Source organism: Nannocystis punicea (assembly GCF_026965555.1).
GTDB classification, from domain to species: Bacteria; Myxococcota_A; Polyangia; order Nannocystales; family Nannocystaceae; genus Nannocystis; species Nannocystis punicea.
In genome coordinates this window covers 4,548,472-4,568,699 of the sequence record NZ_CP114040.1, presented here as the reverse complement: position 1 = coordinate 4,568,699, position 20,228 = coordinate 4,548,472, and the positions used below count along the sequence as shown (strand labels likewise).

17 protein-coding genes are annotated in these 20,228 nt (G+C 72.1%); 11 read left to right on the top strand and 6 right to left on the bottom strand.

Features of this window, described 5'->3' with window-relative positions; genetic code table 11:
- Nucleotides 1–111 precede the first annotated feature (111 nt).
- From O0S08_RS17680 to O0S08_RS17670, 3 genes are all read left to right on the top strand, one after another.
- A complete protein-coding gene (locus tag O0S08_RS17680; protein ID WP_269040340.1) occupies nucleotides 112–4,587 on the top strand; it encodes an Lhr family helicase in 4,476 nt (1,491 codons plus the stop codon).
- A 3-nt stretch (nucleotides 4,588–4,590) separates the two neighbouring features.
- Nucleotides 4,591–5,424 carry an Fpg/Nei family DNA glycosylase gene (locus tag O0S08_RS17675; protein WP_269040339.1) on the top strand — a complete coding sequence of 278 codons (834 nt, stop codon included), beginning with the start codon at nucleotides 4,591–4,593 and terminating at the stop codon, nucleotides 5,422–5,424.
- Between the two features lie 197 nt (nucleotides 5,425–5,621).
- Nucleotides 5,622–7,112: a hypothetical protein gene (locus O0S08_RS17670; protein ID WP_269040338.1), complete on the top strand. Its 1,491-nt coding sequence runs from the start codon at nucleotides 5,622–5,624 to the stop codon at nucleotides 7,110–7,112.
- Nucleotides 7,113–7,124: 12 nt separating this feature from the next.
- Here O0S08_RS17670 and O0S08_RS17665 read toward each other — a convergent pair whose 3' ends face one another.
- Nucleotides 7,125–8,189 (bottom strand): alpha/beta fold hydrolase, encoded by a 1,065-nt coding sequence (locus O0S08_RS17665; RefSeq protein WP_269040337.1) that lies wholly within the window; start codon nucleotides 8,187–8,189, stop codon nucleotides 7,125–7,127.
- Between the two features lie 62 nt (nucleotides 8,190–8,251).
- On the opposite strand from O0S08_RS17665, the gene O0S08_RS17660 reads away from it, so the two are divergent.
- A complete protein-coding gene (locus tag O0S08_RS17660) occupies nucleotides 8,252–9,019 on the top strand; it encodes a TetR/AcrR family transcriptional regulator (RefSeq protein WP_269040336.1) in 768 nt (255 codons plus the stop codon).
- A gap of 62 nt (nucleotides 9,020–9,081) precedes the next feature.
- Here the strand turns inward: O0S08_RS17660 and maiA are convergent, their stop codons facing one another.
- The gene (gene maiA, locus O0S08_RS17655) at nucleotides 9,082–9,714 is read right to left on the bottom strand and encodes a maleylacetoacetate isomerase (RefSeq protein WP_269040335.1); all 633 of its coding nucleotides are present in this window, start codon (nucleotides 9,712–9,714) and stop codon (nucleotides 9,082–9,084) included.
- A 201-nt stretch (nucleotides 9,715–9,915) separates the two neighbouring features.
- Here maiA and O0S08_RS17650 point away from each other — a divergent pair, with 201 nt between their 5' ends.
- The gene (locus tag O0S08_RS17650; RefSeq protein ID WP_269040334.1) at nucleotides 9,916–10,902 is read left to right on the top strand and encodes a beta propeller repeat protein; all 987 of its coding nucleotides are present in this window, start codon (nucleotides 9,916–9,918) and stop codon (nucleotides 10,900–10,902) included.
- Between the two features lie 264 nt (nucleotides 10,903–11,166).
- Here the strand turns inward: O0S08_RS17650 and O0S08_RS17645 are convergent, their stop codons facing one another.
- Complete coding sequence (locus tag O0S08_RS17645) at nucleotides 11,167–11,502, bottom strand: hypothetical protein (RefSeq protein ID WP_269040333.1); 336 nt, start codon at nucleotides 11,500–11,502, stop codon at nucleotides 11,167–11,169.
- Here O0S08_RS17645 and O0S08_RS17640 point away from each other — a divergent pair.
- The gene (locus O0S08_RS17640) at nucleotides 11,497–12,876 is read left to right on the top strand and encodes a hypothetical protein (protein ID WP_269040332.1); all 1,380 of its coding nucleotides are present in this window, start codon (nucleotides 11,497–11,499) and stop codon (nucleotides 12,874–12,876) included. The two genes, O0S08_RS17645 and O0S08_RS17640, sit on opposite strands and share 6 nt — an antisense overlap.
- Before the next feature lie 183 nt (nucleotides 12,877–13,059).
- On the opposite strand, the gene O0S08_RS17635 is transcribed toward O0S08_RS17640, so the two are convergent.
- A complete protein-coding gene (locus tag O0S08_RS17635; protein WP_269040331.1) occupies nucleotides 13,060–13,413 on the bottom strand; it encodes a hypothetical protein in 354 nt (117 codons plus the stop codon).
- A gap of 72 nt (nucleotides 13,414–13,485) precedes the next feature.
- Here O0S08_RS17635 and O0S08_RS17630 point away from each other — a divergent pair, with 72 nt between their 5' ends.
- The 3 genes from O0S08_RS17630 (at nucleotide 13,486) to O0S08_RS17620 (ending at nucleotide 16,365) form a co-directional block, all read left to right on the top strand.
- A complete protein-coding gene (locus O0S08_RS17630; protein ID WP_269040330.1) occupies nucleotides 13,486–13,869 on the top strand; it encodes a hypothetical protein in 384 nt (127 codons plus the stop codon).
- A gap of 99 nt (nucleotides 13,870–13,968) precedes the next feature.
- Nucleotides 13,969–15,390 carry a hypothetical protein gene (locus tag O0S08_RS17625; RefSeq protein WP_269040329.1) on the top strand — a complete coding sequence of 474 codons (1,422 nt, stop codon included), beginning with the start codon at nucleotides 13,969–13,971 and terminating at the stop codon, nucleotides 15,388–15,390.
- Nucleotides 15,391–15,558: 168 nt separating this feature from the next.
- On the top strand, nucleotides 15,559–16,365 hold the full coding sequence (locus O0S08_RS17620) for an SDR family NAD(P)-dependent oxidoreductase (protein WP_269040328.1): 807 nt from the start codon (nucleotides 15,559–15,561) through the stop codon (nucleotides 16,363–16,365).
- 65 nt (nucleotides 16,366–16,430) lie between these two features.
- Here the strand turns inward: O0S08_RS17620 and O0S08_RS17615 are convergent, their stop codons facing one another.
- Together O0S08_RS17615 and O0S08_RS17610 are read right to left on the bottom strand one after the other, a co-directional pair.
- Nucleotides 16,431–17,192, bottom strand: coding sequence for an ATP-dependent Clp protease adaptor ClpS (locus tag O0S08_RS17615; protein WP_269040327.1), 762 nt, complete (start codon nucleotides 17,190–17,192; stop codon nucleotides 16,431–16,433).
- 16 nt (nucleotides 17,193–17,208) lie between these two features.
- On the bottom strand, nucleotides 17,209–18,279 hold the full coding sequence (locus O0S08_RS17610; RefSeq protein WP_269040326.1) for a phosphatidylethanolamine N-methyltransferase family domain-containing protein: 1,071 nt from the start codon (nucleotides 18,277–18,279) through the stop codon (nucleotides 17,209–17,211).
- A gap of 82 nt (nucleotides 18,280–18,361) precedes the next feature.
- Between O0S08_RS17610 and O0S08_RS17605 the strand changes: the two genes are divergently transcribed.
- Both O0S08_RS17605 and O0S08_RS17600 read left to right on the top strand, forming a co-directional pair.
- Nucleotides 18,362–18,868 (top strand): hypothetical protein, encoded by a 507-nt coding sequence (locus O0S08_RS17605; protein WP_269040325.1) that lies wholly within the window; start codon nucleotides 18,362–18,364, stop codon nucleotides 18,866–18,868.
- Nucleotides 18,869–18,922: 54 nt separating this feature from the next.
- On the top strand, nucleotides 18,923–20,197 hold the full coding sequence (locus tag O0S08_RS17600) for a site-specific DNA-methyltransferase (RefSeq protein WP_269040324.1): 1,275 nt from the start codon (nucleotides 18,923–18,925) through the stop codon (nucleotides 20,195–20,197).
- Nucleotides 20,198–20,228 lie beyond the last annotated feature (31 nt).

Sequence of the window (20,228 nt, the reverse complement as noted above, 5' to 3'; positions counted from 1 at the left end):
GCCGCGCCCGCGCGGGCGACACCTCGACGTGCACCCCGCTCTGCTCTCATTCACGGCCGGGCTCGCTGGCGGCGCTGCTTGCATGTGCAGCATTCTCGGCCACATTGAGGCGTGACCGGCGACCCGCTCGCGTTCCTCCACCCGGCAGCCCGCGCGTGGTTCGAGGCCTGCTTCGACGCGCCCACGGCCGCGCAGGTCGCAGGATGGCCGGCGATCGAGGCCGGCGAATCGACGCTGCTGCTGGCGCCGACCGGCTCGGGCAAGACTCTGGCGGCGTTCCTCGGCGCGATCAACCGCGTCATGTTCGCGCCGGTGCCGCCGCCGGCGGAGCGCTGCCGCGTCGTCTACGTCTCGCCGATCAAGGCGCTCGGCGTCGACATCGAGCAGAACCTGCGCTCGCCGCTGGCCGGGATCGCCGCCACCGCGGACCGCCTCGGCCTCGACGTGCACACCCCGACCGTGGCGATCCGCAGCGGCGACACCCCGCAGCGGGCGCGCGCGCACATGCAGCGCCACCCGCCCGACATTCTCATCACCACCCCCGAATCGCTGTACATGCTGCTCACCAGCGAATCGCGGGCGATGCTGCGATCGGTCGACACGGTCATCGTCGACGAGATCCACAGCCTCGTCGGCAGCAAGCGCGGCACCCACCTCGCCCTCTCGCTCGAGCGCCTCGACTGGCAGCGCACCAGCAAGCGGCCCCTGCAGCGGATCGGCCTGTCCGCGACCCAGCGCCCGCTGTCCGAGGTGGCGCGCTTCCTCGGCGGCTCGATCGTCGCCGGCGACGCGGTCGCGCCGCGGCCGGTCACGATCGTCGACGCCGGCCACGTGAAGCCGCTCGACCTGCAGATCGAGCTCCCGGTCGACGATCCGGCGGCGCCCGCCGAAGACGTCCCGCCGGCCGCGAACGAGGGCCCGACCGCGATCTCGGGCCTCCCGCGCCCGGGCAGCCCGGCGCTGCATTCGCGCCTCGTGCAGCTGATCCGCGCCCACCGCTCGACGATGCTGTTCGTCAACAGCCGCCGCCTCGCCGAGCGCCTGGCCGCGGCCCTCAACGAGCTCGCCGGCGAGCCGCTCGCCCTGGCGCACCACGGCTCGATGGCCAAGGACGTGCGCGCCGCGGTCGAGGAGCAGCTCAAGCGCGGCAGCTTGCCGGCGATCGTCGCCACCTCCTCGCTCGAGCTCGGCATCGACATGGGCGCGGTCGACCTCGTGATCCAGCTGGCCTCGCCGCCCTCGATCGCCGCCGGCATGCAGCGGATCGGTCGCGCCAATCACCACGTCGGCGGCCGCTCGCGCGGCGTCATCATCCCCAAGTACCGCGGCGACCTGCTGCCGTGCGCCGCCGCGGCGCGGGCCATGCTCGCCGGCGAGGTCGAGTCGTCCCGCTATCCGCGCAATCCGCTCGACATCCTCGCGCAGCAGGTCGTCGCCGCGGTGGCGATGGACGACTGGGCCGCCGAGGCCCTGTACGACCGGGTCCGCGGCGCCGCCCCGTACGCGGAGCTGCCGCGCGACGCGTTCGAGGGCGTGCTCGACATGCTGAGCGGCCGCTACCCGAGCGAGGACTTCGCCGACCTGCGCCCGCGCGTCACCTACGACCGCGTCACCGGCCAATTGACGGCGCGGCACGGCGCGCGGCGGGTCGCCATCGCCAATGCGGGCAGCATCCCCGACCGCGGCCTGTTCGGCGTGTTCCTCGCCGGCAGCGCGAGCAGCAGCCGGCGCGTCGGCGAGCTCGACGAGGGGATGGTGTTCGAGTCGCGCGTCGGCGACGTCTTCGTGCTCGGCGCCTCGTCGTGGCGCATCGAAGAGATCACCCACGATCGCGTCCTCGTCTCACCGGCCCCGGGCGAGCCCGGCAAGCTGCCGTTCTGGCGCGGCGACGGCCCGGGGCGCCCGCTCGAGTTCGGCCAGGCGATCGGCGCGCTCGTCCGCGAGCTCGCCGCGCTGCCCGACGCCGCGGCCGAGGCTCGACTCGTCGAGCAGCACCGCCTCGATCCCGCCGCGGCCCACAGCCTGCTGCAGTACGTGCGCGAGGAGCAGCAATCCGCCGACGCCCTGCCCACGGATCGCACGATCGTGGTCGAACGATTCCGCGACGAGATCGGCGACTGGCGCGTCTGCATCCTCTCGCCGTTCGGCGCCGCAGTCCACGCCCCGTGGGCCATGGCCGTCCGCGGCGCCCTGCTCGAGCGATACTCGACAGAGCTCGACGTCGTCTGGTCCGACGACGGCATCGTGTTCCGCCTGCCGGAGGCCGAGCGCGCCCCCGATCCCTCGCTCTTCTTCCCGCGCGCCGACGAGCTCGAAGATCGCGTGGTGGCGCGATTGGCCGAGACCTCGCTGTTCGCCACCCGCTTCCGCGAGAACGCCGGCCGGGCGCTGCTGCTCGTCAAGCGCAGGCCCGGCCAGCGCAGCCCCTTGTGGGCGATGCGGCGCAAGTCGGCCGATCTGCTGGCCGCCGCCTCGCGCTTCCGCGACTTCCCCGTCTTGCTCGAGACCTACCGCGAATGCCTGCAGGACGTGTTCGACCTGCCCGGCTGCGTCGACCTGCTGCGGCGCGTCGAGCAGCGCGCGATCAAGATCGTCGACGTCGAGACGCGCACCCCGAGCCCGTTCGCCGCGGCCCTGCTGTTCTCCTACGTCGGCAACTTCATGGTCGAGGGCGACGCCCCGCTGGCCGAGCGGCGGGCCCAGGCGCTGACGATCGACCACGCGCGCCTCAAGGCCCTGCTCGGCGAGGCCGCCTTGCGCGACCTGCTCGACGCCGACGCCATCGCCGAGCTCGAGGCCGCGCTGCAGCGACGCGAGCGCAAGCTGACGCACCCCGACGAGATCCACGACCTCCTCCTCGCCCTCGGCGATCAGGACCGCGACGCGCTCGTCGCCCGCGCCGGCCTCGGCGAGGACGACGTCGACCGCTGGCTGGCCGAGCTCACCCACACGCGCCGCGTCGTCCGGGTCAAGCTCGGCGGCCGCTGGCGCTACATCGCCGCCGAGGACGCCGGCCGCTACCGCGACGCGCTCGGCGTCGTCTCGCCGCCCGGCCTCCCGGCGGTGTTCCTCGAGTCTGTCGAAGATCCGCTGGCCGACCTCGTCGCCCGCCACGCGCGCACCCACGGCCCGTTCCGCGCCGAATGGCTGGCCCAGCGCTTCGCCGTCGGCCCCGCCCTCGTCACCGGCGCCCTGCGCCGCCTCGCCGCCCGTGGCAAGCTCGTCGAGGGCGAATTCCTCCCGCGCGGCTCAGGCCTCGAATGGTGCGACAGCGAGGTCCTGCGCCGGCTCAAGCGCATGTCGCTGGCGCGCCTGCGCGAGGAGGTCGAGCCGGTCGAGCAGGCGGTGCTGGGCCGCTTCCTCCTCGCCTGGCAGGGCGTCGGCGGCGAGCGCGAGGGCCTCGAGGCGGTGCTGCAGGCGATCGAGCAATTGCAAGGAGTCGCGATCCCGGCGTCGGTGCTCGAGAGCGAGGTGTTGCCGGCGCGGGTCGCCAATTATCGCTCGACCGATCTCGACGTCCTGTGCGGCGCCGGCGACGTCGTCTGGCGCGGCGTCAGGCCGCTCGGCCAGGCCGACGGCTACGTCGCTCTGTACCTCGCCGACGACGCCGCCACGCTCGCGCCCGACCCCACCCCCGCCGAGAGCGAGCTGGCCGCGCGCGTCCGTGAGGCCCTGCAGACCCGCGGCGCCTCGTTCTTCGCCGACCTTTTGCCGATCGTCCGCGCCGCCGCCGACGACCTGCTCGAGACCTTGTGGGACCTCGTGTGGGCCGGCGAGGTCACCAACGACACCCTCACCTGTCTACGCAGCCGCCTCGCCGGCGGAGACCGCGGCCCGCGACCACTCCTACGATTCGCCGGCGAGGGCCGCGGCCGCCGCAGCGGACCGCCGGGCAGCGAGGGCCGCTGGTCGCTCGTCGTCCCCCGCCTCGCCGACGACACCGAGCGCAGGGCCGCGCGCGCGCGCCAGCTCCTCACCCGCCACGGCGTCCTCACCCGCGAGGCCGTCGCCGCCGAGGATCACGAGGGCGGCTTCGCGGCCGTGTACCCTGTCCTCAAGGCCATGGAGGAGGCCGGCCGGGTGCGCCGCGGCTACTTCGTCGCCGGCCTGGGCGCCGCCCAGTTCGCCCTCCCGGGCGCCGAGGATCGCCTGCGCGACGTCCGGGAGGCCGACGACGACGCGCCCTTCACGGTCCTGCTCGCCGCCACGGATCCGGCCAATCCGTACGGCGCCGCGCTGCCGTGGCCGGATGTCCCCGAGGCCAGGTTCGAGCGAGCCGCCGGCGCCCGCGTGGTCCTGCGCGACGGCCGGCTGATCGGCTTCCTCGGCCGCGGCGCTCGCACCCTCGTCACCCACCTCCCCGAGGATGAGCCGGAGCGCGGGCGCGCCGTCGCGGCCCTCGCCGAGGCCCTGTCGCTGCTGCCCGAGGTCACCGGCCAGCGCTACGTCCTGCTCGAGCAGATCGACGATCACCCGGCCCCCGCCTGGCCGCAAGTGTCGACATTCACCGCGGTCGGCTTCCGCCCCACCCACGACGGCCTGCTGCTGCGCCGCGACGAGCCGCGCCTCGGCGCGAGGAGGCGGTGATTCATGCCCGAGGGCGACACACTTCATAAAGTCGCCGCCCGCCTGCGCGTGATGGTCGGCCAGACAGTCACTCGCTTTCAATCGGTGATCCCCGACCTCGACCTCGTCGGCCGCACGATCACCGCAGTCGAGGCCCGCGGCAAGAATCTCCTGATTTGGTTCGACGCCGACCACGCGCTCTACACCCACCTGCGAATGGCCGGCAGCTGGCATTTGTACCGACCCGACGCCCCGTGGCGCAAGCCAACCACCGCCGCCCGCGCCGTGATCGCCACCGAATCGTGGCTCGCGGTCTGCTTCTACGCGCCGGTGGTCGAGTGGCTCAGCGCCTGGGAGGTCGAGCACCACCCGGTCCTCGCCGCCCTCGGCCCCGACCTCCTGGGCCCCGACGACGCCGAGCAGACCCTCGACGTCGCCCTCCAGCGCCTGCGCGCCGACCCGCGCAGGCCGCTCGGCGAGGCCATCCTCGACCAGCGCCTCGTCGCCGGCCTCGGCAACGTCTACAAGAGCGAGCTCCTGTTCATGGAGCGGCTCGACCCGTTCAAGCCGGTCGGCGACTACGATGATTCGACCCTGCGGCGATTGCTGGAGAATGGTCGCAAGTGGCTCCGGCGCAACCTCGGCGACGGCCCGCGCAAGACCCGATGGGACGCCGGCCGCGCCAACACCTGGGTGTACAACCGCTCGGGCGAGCTGTGCCCGCGCTGCAACACTCCGATCGCTATGCGCCGCCAGGGCGCCCTTGGCCGCACCACCTATTATTGTCCGCGCTGCCAACAATCCGGCGCCGCAGAGCCCCCGCGGGGCCGCGTGATGGTCCGCGGCCCCGCCCGCTGATCCGCCGATTCCAAGTGCCGACATTTCGTCGTGCACACCCGCGGAGCGCGCGGACCTGTGCGCGCGACACACGCTCATCCGCAACCACCCGCAGCCCCTCGGCGCGACCCGAGGACCAAAACCGTCGCCTCGCCTTCCCCATCGCTGCTCAGGGCGTCTCCGCTTGCCGTCGACCCGCGCGCGAGTAACCTGCGCGGGTGCGTTCGCCCGCCCTCGTCGCCTCGGTGCTGCTCCTCGCCGTGCCCGCCTGCGGGCCCGAAAGTCCCGCCCCCGAGCCCGTCGGCGAGGCTGCGTGCCCGATCCTCGCGCCGACCCGCCTCGTCGCCGCGCCTGCGGGCCTGGAACCCGCCGCGGACGCCCGGTACGACCTCCACGGCTTCGGCGACGACTTGCTCTTCACCTTCGATCGCGCCGACGACCCCGACCGCGAATACTGGCACTTGAATCGCTGCACCGGCGACCTCGAGCCCTACCCCTCGCTCGCCCCGGGCCTGCGCGATCCCTATGTCATCAACACCGCGGCCGGCCGCGTCCTCTACGCCACCGACGACGACGGTCGCCCGTTCGTCCTCGACCGCCTCGACGTGCCAGGCGCCGACGAGGCTCGCCCCGTGCTCGGATTGCCGGACAGCGCATTTCCCCAGCCCGTGCTGCCGAGCTCGCGCCACGCCCCGTTTTACGTGACACACCGCGCGCAGGACGCCGAGCACCCGGTCGTGATTGCGGCCGGCCTCGGCGGCGAGACCTCGAGCCTCTACGTCCACGACGGCGACCCCGAAGCGCCCGCCCTGAAGCTCAGCGACACCTTGATCTACCAGCGCCGGCTCGACGACTCGCACATCCTCGTGCACGAGGACAGCGGCGAGCTCCACCGCGTCGATCTCACCACCGCCGAGCGCGAGCTCCTGTTCGACGGCGCCCGCCACGTCGCCTTCGTGAGCGACCGCAGCCTCGTCTGGCAGGCGATCGGGGACGACGTCGCCGAGCCGGTCTACCTCCACGACCTCGACACCGGCGAGGACCTCCAGATCGCCGTCAACGACTTCGCGGCCCTGTCGTGGAACCGCGGCGGCCTCGACGATCATGACGCCGGCCGTTGGTACGCCAGCCCCGGCGGCGTCGCGGCCATGCTCGGCCCCGGCGGGCCATTCGTCGTCGCGCTCCGCCTCGACACCCGCGAGTTCGTCGACATCCCGCCGCACCGGCGAGTCCGCGGCGGGTTCGCCGATCATTATCGCCTCACCGTCGGCGACGGCGACGAAAACATCGAGGCCCTGTGGGATCCCCTCACGGGTTCGGTACGCGAGTGGTACCGCGGCCCCGTCGAGCGCACGCCCGTACCGTACACCCTCGACGGCGACCGCCTCGACTATTTCGTCCGGCAGGTCGGCGACTGGAACACCGGCAGCCTGTGGCGGCGCGACCTCGCCACCGGCGAGGCCACCGAGCTGCTCACCGACATCGGCAGCTATCCGCTCCCGCTCGACGAGACCCTCTATTTAACCCGACGCCTGCACTCCGATCTCTTCGTCGACCTTCGACTCGTCGACAGCGCAACCGGCAGCGTGACCCCGATCGCCGACCGGATCGCGGACCTTCGCGTCTTCCCGGACGAGGGCATCGTCTACCTCGACGTCCACGGCCCCGATCCGGGCCTGTGGGCCTACCCGCTGCCGTTCGACCGATAGCTGGCGGCCCCCTCAACCCCGGATCTGCGGCAGCACCCGCGCGCGCAGCTCCTCGAGAAATTGCTGCGGCCGGGTGAACGCCGCGAAGTGCCCCGCCTCGCGGATGAGCGCGAACTCCTTGTGCGGCGCCGCCACCTCGGCGAAGAGCTCCTGCGCCGGCTCGGCCTGCGTGAAGATGTCGTCGTCGCCCTGGAACAGGAAGAACGGCAGCCCCAGGCGCGTCCCCTCGCGGCGCGCGTCGTACCGCATGAACTCGGCGAACAGCTGCGCCGCCGAGAATTCCATCCCGCGCTGCAGGTCGAGCACGTCGCGCAGCGTGTAGCCCGGCGCGGTCAGGATCGACGGCATCAGCAGCGTCCGTCCGACCGCGCGCATGCGTCGGTCCGTCTTCATGATCCACCGCTGCTTGCGCTGCCACGCCTGCAGGTCCCAGCGCGACGGGTCGGCCCCGATCGCCTCGAGCTCCCTCACCCCGCGGCGCGTCCCGGCCGAGCTCAGGCGCGCCAGAGTCTGCGCGTACGACCGCGTCTCGTTGCGCAGATCGACCCCCATGTCGGTCGCCACGTAGGCCGCGAACAGGTCGGGCCGGCGCCGCGCCAGCGGCAGCCCGATCATGTTGCCCATCGAGCCCGCCAGCAGCACCAGCGGCGCCGGCTGCAGGCGCGCGCGCACGTGCTCCGCCACCTCGATCGCGTCCGCCACCAGCCGCGCGAAGCTCAGCGGCGCGCAGCCGGCCGCCCTGTTGCGCCCGAACGTCTTGCCGGCCCCGCGCTGGTCCCACTGCACGATCGTGAAGTCGTCCTCCCACGCCCGCATCACCGGCGTGAACATCGAGAACGGCGCCCCCGGCCCGCCGTGCAGCACCAGCAGCGCCGGGTTGCTGCGGTCCTCGCCGCGGATCCCGATCCACTGATCGATCGCCCCGATCCGCACGAACCCCTCCTCGACGATCGCCGCCGGCGACCGCGTCTCCAGCCCCTTCGCCACCCGCCGCTGCGCCGTCCGCCGCCAGCCCAGCCCGGCGATCAGCGACGCCGCAGTCAAGCCGGCCGCGCCGGCGAGGATGCTCCCGAACATGTCGCCCTCCGTTCACTGTGTATCCGCTACACAGTTTTGTGTATGCTATACACAGTCCGCCCATGGCCGTCAACAAGCCCCCCCGCAAGCCCTCCACGCGCCGGCCCGCCCCCTTCGGCGAGCAGGCGCGCAGCGTCGAGCTCCTGTGGGGCGAGCGGGCGCGGCCGAGCCGGGGTCCGCGGCCGGGGCTCAGCGCCGAGAGCATCGCCCGGGCCGCCATCACCGTCGCCGACGCCGAGGGCCTCCACGCAGTGTCGATGCAGCGCGTGGCGAGCGAGCTCGGCTTCACCACCATGGCCCTCTACCGCCACGTCCCCGGCAAGGAGGAGCTCGTCGACCTGATGATCGACACCTGCCTCGGCCCGCCGCCGCCCCTCGCCGGCCTGCCCGGCTGGCGCGACCGCCTGAGCGCCTGGGCGCGCGCCCTGTCGGCCGTGTTCCACCGTCACCCGTGGTCGCTCGGCGCCACCGACCGCCTGCGCGTCATGGGCCCGCTCGAGCTCGCGTGGGCCGACGCCGCCCTCGCCGCCCTCGCCGACACCGGCCTGGCCGCCGGCGAGCGCCACCGGGCCTTCCTCGTCGTCCTCGGCCACGTCCGCAGCGCCGCCCAGTTCAGCAGCGGCAAGGCACGCGGACGCAGCCTGACCGGCCCGCAGTGGGCCGCCGCCACCGCCACCCTCGCCCGGCGCGACCCGGCCCGCTTCCCCGCCCTGCACGAGGTCCTCGCCGCCGGCGTCGCCGGCTCAGGCGACGCCGACGGCCTCGAGTTCGGCCTCGGCGTCGTCCTCGACGGCATCAGCGCCCTCGTCGCCCGCCGCGCCCAGAGCTGAACCTTCATCCATGTCCTGAAAAACATGCCCAAGAGGACATGCCCCCCACGACATGTCCCACGCTACCCCGGCGCGTCCGGCTGCAAGTCCGCGTGGGCTCTTTTGAAACATTCGAGCTCGGCGCAGTTGGCCTCGACGCGCAGCAGCGTCGGCAGCCCGGTCAGGCCGACGCCGAACCGGCGCGCGAACGCCAGCTGGGGCACCAGGGCCAGATCGGCGAACGACAGCGCGTCGCCGACGCTGAAGTGCCCGGCCAGCGGCTCCGTCATCGCCTCGAGGGCCGCCAGCCCCTTGCCGACGAAGTGGTGGATCCACCCCGTCGAATCGACCCCGAGCGACTGCACGTGGCGCTGCACCCCCGTGTTCTGCAGCGGCTGGATCCCCGCGTTGATCACCTCCGTCAATTGCCGCACCCGCGCGCGCGCCAGCGGAGCGATCGGCAGCAGCGGCGGCGTCGGCCAGCGCTCCTCCAGGTACTCGAGGATCGCCACGGACTGCGTCAGGTGCTGCCCGCCCTCGACCTCGAGCACCGGCACCTGCGCCATCGGGTTGAGCCGGCGGTGCTCCGGCGAGTGCTGCGCTCCGCCGGCAGTCAGCAGATCGACCGCGACATATTCATAAGACAGGCCCTTGTACGCCAGGGCGATCCGGACCCGCCAGGTCGCCGTGCTGCGCCAAAATCCGTGGAGCTTCATGCCCCGCACCATAGACCCCGGTCGCGCCGGCGGCCAGCCGCGGCGCCGTGAGCCCGATCCCTCGCCGCGGGAATAGCTGGTCGCGCCTGCGGCCCCGGTCGCGCCGAGGAAGCGCTGGCCAGGCGCCCCGCGGAATGTGTCGCTGCGAAGGGTGCGGCGAGCCTCGCTCAGGCGTAGAACATGATTCAAGAAAGGGCTCCGATGTCCGACACCCACGATGCCACCGCCGCTCCCTCGAACGACTTCGTCGAGGACATCGTCGTCGTCCAGGAGACCGGCGGCATGGTGCATTTCCTGTTGATCACCTACGCGCCAGGCGATTCGGGCAACGCGGCGGGGTACGTCTTCCGGCGTCCTGTCGGCAGCGACGGGCCTGCCGAGAACATCCTGGCCACCAACGACACGCTCCGCCAGCTGTGGTGCTCGCCGAACGGCCAGGTGTGGACGACGAGCAGCACCGGCCTGGTCTGGACCAGCGCCCCCGTGTCCTGGCCGGATGTCATGTCGCCGGATCTGGAATTCGACGCGCCGGAAGGCGGGGTGAGCTGGCACCACGTCGCGCTGCCGGCACAGGAGCACAACCGCGCGCGGCCCAACCCGATGGCGATCTGGGGGACGTCGGACGAAGATGTCCACATCGCCACTTTCGGCGGCGTGCTTTATCACTGGAACGGCCGCGACTGGACGCAATTCTATCCCGGCATCGGCGAGCCGATCGGTGCCATCCGCGGCCGCGCCGCAAATGACGTCTACGCGGTCGGCTACGGCAGCACGCTGCTGCACTTCGACGGCGACGATTGGACACGGATCGCCGATCCCGACGGCCCCGACACGCGCGACCTGCTGTCGGGCATCGTCTTCGACGAGGTCGGGGAGGTGTATATCTCCGGCAAGACTCGCGGCGGACGCGTGCTGCGCGGGTCCGCGACGCAGGGCTTCTCGGTGCTGGGGCGCTACGACGCGCCCATCATCGACATGGGTCGCGTCGATGGCCGGCTGTTCTTCGCCGCGACGAAACAGGGCGTCCTCGAATTGACGCCGGAGGGCCCGAAGACGCTGCGCGACGACATCATCCCGTGGTCGATCGCCGAGGGCGAGGGCCGCATTTATGTGACGGAGACCCCGGGCGAGGCCGCGTACTCCGAGTTCGACCTCGCCAGCGGACAGTGGCGCCGGCTGTTCTACTGAATCGAGGCCGGGCCGAAACAGGCACCTCGGTGCCACGGACTTCGTCGCCGAGCGCCGCGCGACCGTACGTCCCTTTCAGGGCTCCGCCGCGCTCTCCCGCGTCATTCGCTCGACGCTCGTTCGCCGCGACGCCGCTGCGCTCGTGCGTGCTCGTCCGCCCCCGCATGCCCCGCGCACATGCGCGCCGGGGGGCCCGAGGCCCCGCGCGCGCCGCTTCGCGATCGGCTACGGTGCCGCGCGGAGTTTTAGAAAAATCATGCCAGTTTATCGATGGACCTCGATGCACGCCCTCGTCGCGGCGACGAGCCTCTGTGCCGCCTGCCCCGGCGATTCGGGCAACACCACCGACACCGGCACCGGCACCGACGCTGCCACCGCCACCGAGCCTACCGGCACCGCCCCGACGGGCATCGCCACCGACGATCCTGCCCCGACGTCGTCGACCACCGGCGAGCCGCCCGATCCCACCGACGGTCCGACCGCGAGCACCACGGTCGATCCGGTGACCACCGCGACACCGCGACCACCACCACGACCACCGACGAGACCACGACCGGCGACACCACCACCGGCGGCCAGGCCACCAGCCTCGTCGTGCACCTGGTCCCGCAGGCGGGCGTCGGCGGCGACCAGCGCGTCAACTTCGCCGTCCCGCTGGCCCCCGGTCTCCTCGGCGACGACACCCAGGTCCGGGTCCAGCACGCCGGCACCGAGCTGGCGACCGCCCTGCGCGGCCTGGCGCGCCACCCCGACGGCAGCTGGCGCAGCGTGCAGATCCAGGTCGACCTCACGATCGACGGCGAGACCGACCTCGACGTCGACCTCAACGCCGCGCCCGCGGCCGGCTCGATCGACGCGGTCCCGGTCGCCGACACGCTCGACGGCGACAGCGGCCCGCGCGTGTGGGCCCTCTTGCCCGCCGACTGGCTCACCGCCAGCAAGTTCGCCGGCCCGCTCGGCACCGTCGCCGCCGCCGACGGCACGCCCGGGCAGGCGTGGTCGGACAAGTGCGACTACGACGAATGGGACGTCGAGGCCTTCCTCGGCGCCATGGGCTCCGCCGACGTCTGGCTGTACGATCGCGGCACCATCCACTGGCGCGGCCACGCCCGCCGCGGCGACCTCTCGACCCTGCGCTCCGCCTATCTCGAGACCGCCATCTACCGCGAAGGCCTCACCGGCCAGGGCCCGAACACCGGCATCGGCGTGCCCGGCAAGACCGGCGACGCCAAGTACTATTATACGCAGAACATGGCCCTGCATTACCTCATGACCGGCGACGACCGCTTCCGCGAGAGCGCCGAGGACGTCGCCGAGGCCTACGCCGACCTGTGGAACCCCGCCTACGACGGCGACGACGGCTTCTGGACCGAGCGCCACGCCGGCTTCGGCCTCCTCGCCTACGTCTGGGCGATGAACGTCTCCGACGACCAGGCCCAGCAATTCCGCGACCTCGCCGACGACGCGGTCACCGCCTACCTCGACGTCCAGGACAGCTACCCGCCGGGCTACGACGATCCCGACGCCCGCTGCTTCGCCCACACCGACACTGCCGCCGACGAGGACTTCGGCTTCTGGGGCTGCTCCCCGTGGCTCAGCGCGATCCTGGCCGACGGCCTCGATCAATATGCCACCGAGTCGTCCGGCGCCCAGGCCGACGCCGCCCGCGCCTCGATCGTCAAGCTCGGCCGCGTCATCGCCCGCGACGGCCTCGACCCCGACGGCAAGCCGTTCTACTGGATGGGCGTCGGCGACGGCAACGGCGCCGTCGACGACTACGACGAGCACTGGGGCGAGAGCGCCTACGTCATCGCCATGGCCTATTACCACGACGGCTCCGCCGACGCCGAGCTGCGCCAGACCGCCGAGGACCTGGCCGCCAGCTTCGGCGACCTCGGCGAGGTCCCGCACATGCGCAGCTTCAACTGGCAGTGCCGCTCCGCCGTCGCCACCCCGTGGTTCCTGGGCCAATGACGTGACACGCCCGAGCGGCCCCTCCGTTCGGACATGTCCTCGAAGACATTCGCTCGAACAGCCTCGAATCGACTCGAGGCCGTTCGGCGCCCGTCGCCCATCCCTACGGACATGTCCTCCACAACATGTCTCGAAGAACCAATCCTCGTGCTCCCCGCGACGCATCCGCGCCCGGTCGCCGGCTCAACCGACGTACACCCCGCCGTGCGCCTCCGCCCGCGCCAGCCGGATCGCCTCGAGGATGTTGAAGAAGCGGAAGCGCAGCTGCTCGAGGCCGATCGCCGGCCAGCGCGCGGTGTTGGCGAGCATCACCTGGATCTCGCGCTCGAGCACGTCGAGCTCCTCTCCCTCCGCGTACACGTCCTCCGTCGCCAGGGTCGGCAGCAGCGTCAGCCCCAGCGCGCGCGCGGCGTCCGAGCCGTACACGGTCACTCGCCAGCGCTCGGGCCCGGCGAGATCGTTGCGCGGCGGCTCCGCGTCCAGCGTTCGCATCCCGCCGTCGGCTTCGCGCACATACGCGTGAGTGATGAGCGTCATCGGGCCTCCGGTCCGGAGTTTCGCGCATTCGACAGCCGCGCGCACCCCCGCGCCTCGGGCTACTCTCGGCACATGCACGTCCTCGACCTCGTCGGCCCCGACTGGCAGCTCGTCCCCCTGCGGATCCCCGGCAGCTGGGGCGTGCGCCACAACGGCCTGTACGCCCGTCGCCTCGCCGACGGCAGCCTCGACATCAACGACAGCGAAGATCTGCTGTGGCTCGTCAAGCTCCCGCCGGTCGGCGGCGACTACCAGACCGGCCCGGACAGCCCCTGGCGCGAGCTCCACCTCGACGCCGGCTTCTACCGCACCGGCTATCGCGTCGACCTGCTCGACCCCGACTGGGACCACAAGCTCGCCAGCTTCGACACCGAGAGTTTCGCCGAGCTGCTGGCCTGCATCGAGAAGTGGCTCATGAACGCCCCCGTCGGCGACCTCTCGCCGCCGACCGCCTAGTCCTGCGACCGAGGTGACGCGCCTGCAGACGCGAACACCCCTGCGCAGCAGCGGCCTCGCGGCGATCGGGTACCCTCGCCGCTCTCGAAGGAGGACGCGATGGTGAGGCGACGGATGGGGATGCTCGTGTGTGCAGGCGCGGTGCTCGGCGGATGCGGTGACGACGGCGGGCGCACCAGCGACAGCGGCTCGGCGACGCAGGCGACGACCACCACCAACAGCCCGACCACCACCACCGGCGGCGCCACCGACGAGCCGACCACCACCGCTCCCACCGGCACCGCCGGCGAGACGATGACCGGCACCACCGACGCGACCACCACCGACGCGACCACCGGCACCGTCGCCACCGACACGAGCACCACCGACTCCGGCGTCAACAACCCGCCGGTATGGGAGTCCGAGCCGACCCCCGAGATCGTGATCGAGGAGCTCTACAAGAGCAACTTCGCCCCCGGCCAGATCTTCCTCGCCTCCTCGCGCACCGACGAGATCCGCGTCTACGACGCCAACAGCCTCGCGTTCGTCCAGGCCTTCACCCACCCGGTGTTCAGCGAGGTCGACTCGCCGCTCTACACCTACGGCCCCAACGGCGCCTCCTTCAACTCGCGCGGCAACCTGGTCGTCGCCGGTTACAGCAGCTTCGTCGAGTTCAGCGACTACGGCGTCGAATACAAGGTGTATCCGAAGATCGCCAGCGAGGCGACCGAGAATGTCATCTTCGACCCGCGCGGCAATCTCTACACCACCACCGCCACCGGCGGCACCGACAAGCTCAACAAGTACGACGCCGAGGACTACGTGTTCGAGCAGCAGATCCCGCTGCCGGCGGGCGCGGGTCAGCTGACCGGCATCACCTTCGACGGCGAGGGTCGGCTCTACCTCGCCAGCCAGACCGACAACACCATCCACGTCGCCGACTTCGCCGACTTCAACTCGTTCCCGTGGATCAACACCCTCAGCGGCGCCGGCAACCCCGGCAACTTCGAGGGCCTGCAGTTCAACGCCAACGGCGAGCTCGTCGCCGCCGCCGGCGACCTCGTGCGCTACGACGTGAACACCGCCGCCAAGCTCGGCACCTTCGACCAGCCGAACGACGCCTTCCCCGTCCCGCTGCGCGTCGACAACGAGGGCAACATCTACACCGCGGACTACGAGAACGGCCAGGGCACCCTGCCGGCCGACATCTTCAAGTTCGCCCCCGACGGCCAGCCGCTGACCTCGGCCAACGACCCCGGCCTGTTCGGCCCGTTCGGCCTCGCCATCTCCGGCACCGTCCTCGCCGGCGACCCGCCCGTCTCGTGGTTCTACCAGCTCGTCGCCACCGACCCCGACGGCGACGAACTCACCTATTCCCTCGTGTCCGGCCCGCCCGACATGCTCCTCGACCCGGTCAGCAACGTGCTGTCGTGGTCGGTCACCAGCGAGGACATCGGCGAGCACCCCGTCGTCCTCAGCGTCGACGACGGCCACGGCGGCGTCACCGAGCAGATGTTCACCCTCGTCGTCGTCTCGGCCTGAATCGACGCGCTCTCCAGGGCCGCCCGGCAGCCCCATGTTCTTTCAGGCATGTTTTAAAGAACATGCCCTCACGGCCAGCTCTCGAGGCCGCCGCCTCGTCGCGCTCGACGTACCGCATCCGCCGCAGACCCTTGCCCGCTCGCCCTCCTCGTGGTCTCCTCGTCGCGCGTGTCCAGCCGCTCCACCGATCTCACCGCATTCGCTCGCAAGTACGGCCCCTGGGCGGTCGTCCTGGGCGCCTCCGAGGGCCTCGGCGCCGCCTTCGCGCGCGGCCTCGCCGAGCGCGGCCTCAACCTCCTCCTCGTCGCGCGGCGGGCCGACGTCCTCGAGTCGGTCGCCGCCCCCCTGCGCGCGCGCGTCGACGTGCGCACTGCCGCCCTCGACCTCGCAGCCCCCGACCTCGCCGATCGCCTCGCGGAGCTCGCCCACGACCTCGACCTCGGCCTCTGCGTCTACAACGCCGCGCTGTCGCGGATCGGCCCGTTCCTCGACGTCCCCCTGGCCGACAAGCTCAAGGTCGTCGACGTCAATTGCCGCGGCCCGCTGATCGCCGCCCACGTGTTCGGCGAGCGCCTCGTCCGGCGCGGCCGCGGCGGCCTCCTGCTCATGTCCTCGCTCACCGCCTTCTGGGGCTCACCGCTGGTCGCCACCTACGGCGCCACCAAGGCCTTCAACCTGTCTCTCGGGGAAGCTCTGTGGTACGAGCTCGGCCCGCGCGGCGTCGACGTATTGGTCTGCTGCGCCGGCGCCACCCGTACCCCCGGCTTCGAGCGCTCGAGCGGCCCCGACGGCCCGCGCGCCATGGAGCCCGACGCCGTCGTCGCCGAGGCCCTGAGCGCCCTCGGCGGCCCGCCCAGCCTCGTCCCCGGCCGCCTCAACAAGCTCGCCGCCTTCGTCCTCGGGCGCCTGTTCCCGCGCAAGCAGGCCGTCGCCCTCATGGGCTCGCAGACCGCCCGCCTCCACGCGCGAGACTGACGCGAATCAGCACTCTCGCCGCGATCGTAGCGACGAGCCACGACCCCCGACGGCTCGCTCGCCCCTCACGGCTCGGCCGCGATCCACAGCGGCGCTCGCTGCTCTCGCGCGAATCGCCGCGCCGCCGCGATCCGCTGCTGCGCCTCGACCGACGCGAAGCGCCCGATCACCGTCCGGCCCGCCGCCTCGGTCGCGTGCATGCAGGCGACCGCGTTCTCGCGCGACAGCGAGAAGTGACGCATCAACACCGCCACCACCAGCTCCTGCGGCGTGTAGTCGTCGTCGTGCAGCACCACCGCGACCGAGCCCGCGAACGCCTCGATCGCCGGCGCTTCGGCCGAGCCGTGACAGAGGCTCGTCAGCACCGCCACCATGTCGACCCCACAACCCCTCAACAACTGCGACGCCGCCGTCTCCGAGCGCGTCAGGCCGGCCCACAGATCGACGCAGGAGATGCCCCCGCGCCCCCGCGCCCCCGCGTCCGCGTGCGCCAGGAGCTGCGACAGCGCCACCGCCTCGGCCCGCGGCGGCTCGCCGCGGTCGAGTTCGTTCAGCGCCGCGGCCTCGACCGCCTCCGCCCCCTCGATTCCGACCGCCGCCGCGATCCGCGGGTCCTGCAGCAGCCCGTACAGCACGTGCAGCGGGCACAGGAACCGGTGATCGCGGGAGTACCCCGCGTGACCGGCCACCGCGATCACCACCTCCGCGTCCTCCGCGTAGCGCGGCTCCTGCTCGCGGAGCTGCCGCGCCACCCCGCGCTGATAGCGATGCACCAGCCACGCCGACATCCCGGCGCCGACGACGTAGGCCACCGTCAGCGGGTCCATCGATTCACCGCACTCCTCAATAGATCCCGGGCACGATCCGCCAGCGCACCCGCCGCTCGTATTGGTGCCACAGCGCCCCGTACTTGACCCGGCAGCGGCGGTCGTCGTCGATCTGCCGCGGCACCAGCAGCACCAGGTAATACAGCGGATACAGCCACGGCCCCCATTCGCCGGGATGACCCAGTGACAGCGCCAGCGCCGACGCCATCGTGATCTCGCCCAGATAGTTGATGTGCCGCGACAGCCCCCAGAAGCCATTGACCAGGATCTTCTTCTCCCCGTCGCTCAGCACCTCCGGCTCGACCAACCCGAACGCCGGTCTGTCCGGCTGCGTCTTGAACCAGAACTTCTGCATGTTGGCCCCGCGCGCCAGCATCCAGCCGGAGAAGAACAGCAGCGCGCACAGCCCCAGGAGCGGCGCGGGCGTGTGCGGGTTCGGCAGCGCGGCCGTGGTCCACAGCCCGACGGCGTAGAAGAACGGGTAGAACGTCAGGCAGCCCCACCCCAGCTTGAAGCCGACGCGCTCGGCCACGAAGTCGTAGGTGTAGAGGTGGACCTCCTCGAAGTTGAGGTACTCCCACAGGAAGAACGAGAACAGCGCCACGTGCAGCAGCACCCCCGGCGACGGGTCGGTCGGGTACAGCAGCAGGTGATGGGCCGCGAACGACAGCAGGTTCAGCTGCAGCATCACCGCCCCGATCAGATACAAGAACATCTTGGCGTCGACGTGGCCCTCCAGCCATTGCGGGTTGGCCAGCCGCCCGAGGTACAGGTCGGCCAGGAAGCCGCGCCGCGGCGCCGCCGGCAGCACGATCGCCAGAGTGAACAGGAGCCCCAGCCCGCACGCGCTGGCCAGAGTCTCCGCCCGGTGCACGTACAGCCAGTCCCACGGCACCAGGCCGGTCGCCCCCGCCACGAAGTACAGCGCCACGGTCAGCGCCATCACCCGCAGGCCGTTGAGGCGGTAGCGGAGCGGCGCGCCGGTGGCCTCGTCGCGCACGTAGCCGGTCACCCGGCGGCCCGGCACGATCAGGTGGAGCACGAACACCAGCCCGTACAGGGCGATCAGCGCGAACACGGGCGACACGCCCGCAGGCTACGGGACCGGGCCGACGCCTGTAAAGCCTCCGCGCGCGTGCGCATCGCCGCGACCCGTGCCAAGCTCCGGCATGCCCCTGCTCCGCGCCCCCGTCCCCGTCCTCGCCCTCCTGCTCTTGGGTGCATGTTCCAAGGGCCAGGTGGAGCCCACCGACCCCGGCGGCGGCGGCAAGGTGTGCACGGAGATCGGCTGCATCGGCGGCCTGCGGATCGAGCTGCAGCCGAGCAGCGGCTGGCCGGCGGGCGACTACACGTTCGCCTTCGCGCTCGACGGCGTGCCCGTCACCTGCAAGGGCGCCCTGCCGCTGCGCGCCTGCGACGCCGGCCCCTCGCTGACCTGCGACGTCCCCGACCGCGTCCAGATCGGCGAATCCGGGTGCGCCCTGCCGCCCGAGCAACATGGCTTCGCGGACATCCAGATCCCGAGCAGCCCCGCGGCCGTCCAGCTCGAGATCCGGCGCGGCGAGGAGACGATCTACGCCGGCGACATCACCCCCACCTACGTCGAGTCGCGGCCCAACGGGCCCGGATGCGAGCCGGTCTGCCGCGGCGCCACCGCCCAGGTGGCGATCCAGTGACCTGTCCTGAAGGCCAGCTTGTCGTCGCCGCGCGCGTGCGCTAGCGTCGGCCTCGTGGACCCGCGCCCCCTGGTCGAGGAGCACGCGCTGTCCCACCGCGCGGCCGGTCCCGAGGTGGCGGGCGACCATTACGACAACCGCCTGATCCGCGGCGACAACCTCGAAGCCCTGCGCGCGCTCGAGCCCGAGTTCGCCGGCCGGATCCGCTGCGTCTACATCGACCCGCCGTACAACACCGGCCGCGCCTTCGCCCACTACGACGACGGCATCGAGCACGCGCGCTGGCTGGCCGACATGCGCGCGCGCCTCGAGGTCCTGCGCCGCCTGCTGGCCGCCGACGGCACCCTGTTCGTGCACATCGACGACAACGAGCTCGGCTACCTGATCGTCCTGCTCGACGACATCTTCGGCCGGGCCAACCGGGCCTCGGTCGTCACCTTCAAGCAGGGCGCGCCGACCGGGCACAAGGCGATCAACCCCGGCTGCGTCACCACCTCCAACTTCGTCCTCGTCTACGCCCGCGACCGCGCACAGTGGAGCCCGCAGCGGCTGTACACCGCCCGCGAGCGCGACCCGCGGTACGCCCAGTTCATCGTCAACCGCGACGCCCCGTACGCCGAGTGGCGGCTCGTCACCCTGATGCGCGCCTTCGCCGACGCTGGCGGCCTGTCCGAGCGCGCCGCCCAGCGGCTGGCCAGGGCCGAGCCGGAGCGCCTCGACCGCTTCGTCCGCGACCACGCCGACGCCGTCGTCCGCCTCGCCCGGCCCGACTACCAGGCGGTCAGCGCCGCCGCGCGGGCCATGATCGATCGCTCGAAGGCCGCGCCCGACGTCGTGCTGCGACTCGCGCGCGACGACCACGACGACTTCTACTTCGTCCGCGGCGAGCGGCTCCTCTTCTACGCCGCCAAGCTCAAGCTGATCGACGGCGAGCGGGTCGCCGGCGAGCCGCTCACCACCATCTGGGACGACCTGCTGTCCAACAACCTGCACAACGAGGGCGGCGTCGCCTTCCCCAAGGGCAAGAAGCCCGAGGCGCTGCTACGCCGCGTGCTCGAGCTGTCGACCCGCCCGGGCGACTGGGTCCTCGACGTCTACGCCGGCTCGGGCACCACCGGCGCGGTCGCCCACAAGCTGCGGCGGCGGTGGATCCTCGTCGAGCGCGGCGAGCACTGCGACACCTTGATCGCCCCGCGGCTGCGGGCGGTGGTCGACGGCCGCGACCCGAGCGGCGTCACCGCGGCGGCCGGCTGGGCCGGCGGCGGCGGCTTCCGCTGCTTCCGGATCGAAGATGGCGAAGCGGACATGTCCCCGGAGGCATGCCCCTGAGGACCGGTCCCGGGGGACATGTCCTTTCAGA

What these genes read in the sequence shown, in the direction of transcription:
- O0S08_RS17665 (WP_269040337.1), bottom strand. Translation starts at nt 8,189, where the DNA reads ATGTTCGGGAGCATCCTCGCCGGCGCGGCCGGCTTGACTGCGGCGTCG.
- O0S08_RS17650 (WP_269040334.1), top strand. Translation starts at nt 9,916, where the DNA reads ATGTCCGACACCCACGATGCCACCGCCGCTCCCTCGAACGACTTCGTC.
- O0S08_RS17635 (WP_269040331.1), bottom strand. Translation starts at nt 13,413, where the DNA reads ATGACGCTCATCACTCACGCGTATGTGCGCGAAGCCGACGGCGGGATG.
- O0S08_RS17625 (WP_269040329.1), top strand. Translation starts at nt 13,969, where the DNA reads ATGGTGAGGCGACGGATGGGGATGCTCGTGTGTGCAGGCGCGGTGCTC.
- maiA (WP_269040335.1), bottom strand. Translation starts at nt 9,714, where the DNA reads ATGAAGCTCCACGGATTTTGGCGCAGCACGGCGACCTGGCGGGTCCGG.
- O0S08_RS17660 (WP_269040336.1), top strand. Translation starts at nt 8,252, where the DNA reads ATGGCCGTCAACAAGCCCCCCCGCAAGCCCTCCACGCGCCGGCCCGCC.
- O0S08_RS17615 (WP_269040327.1), bottom strand. Translation starts at nt 17,192, where the DNA reads ATGGACCCGCTGACGGTGGCCTACGTCGTCGGCGCCGGGATGTCGGCG.
- O0S08_RS17675 (WP_269040339.1), top strand. Translation starts at nt 4,591, where the DNA reads ATGCCCGAGGGCGACACACTTCATAAAGTCGCCGCCCGCCTGCGCGTG.
- O0S08_RS17630 (WP_269040330.1), top strand. Translation starts at nt 13,486, where the DNA reads ATGCACGTCCTCGACCTCGTCGGCCCCGACTGGCAGCTCGTCCCCCTG.
- O0S08_RS17605 (WP_269040325.1), top strand. Translation starts at nt 18,362, where the DNA reads ATGCCCCTGCTCCGCGCCCCCGTCCCCGTCCTCGCCCTCCTGCTCTTG.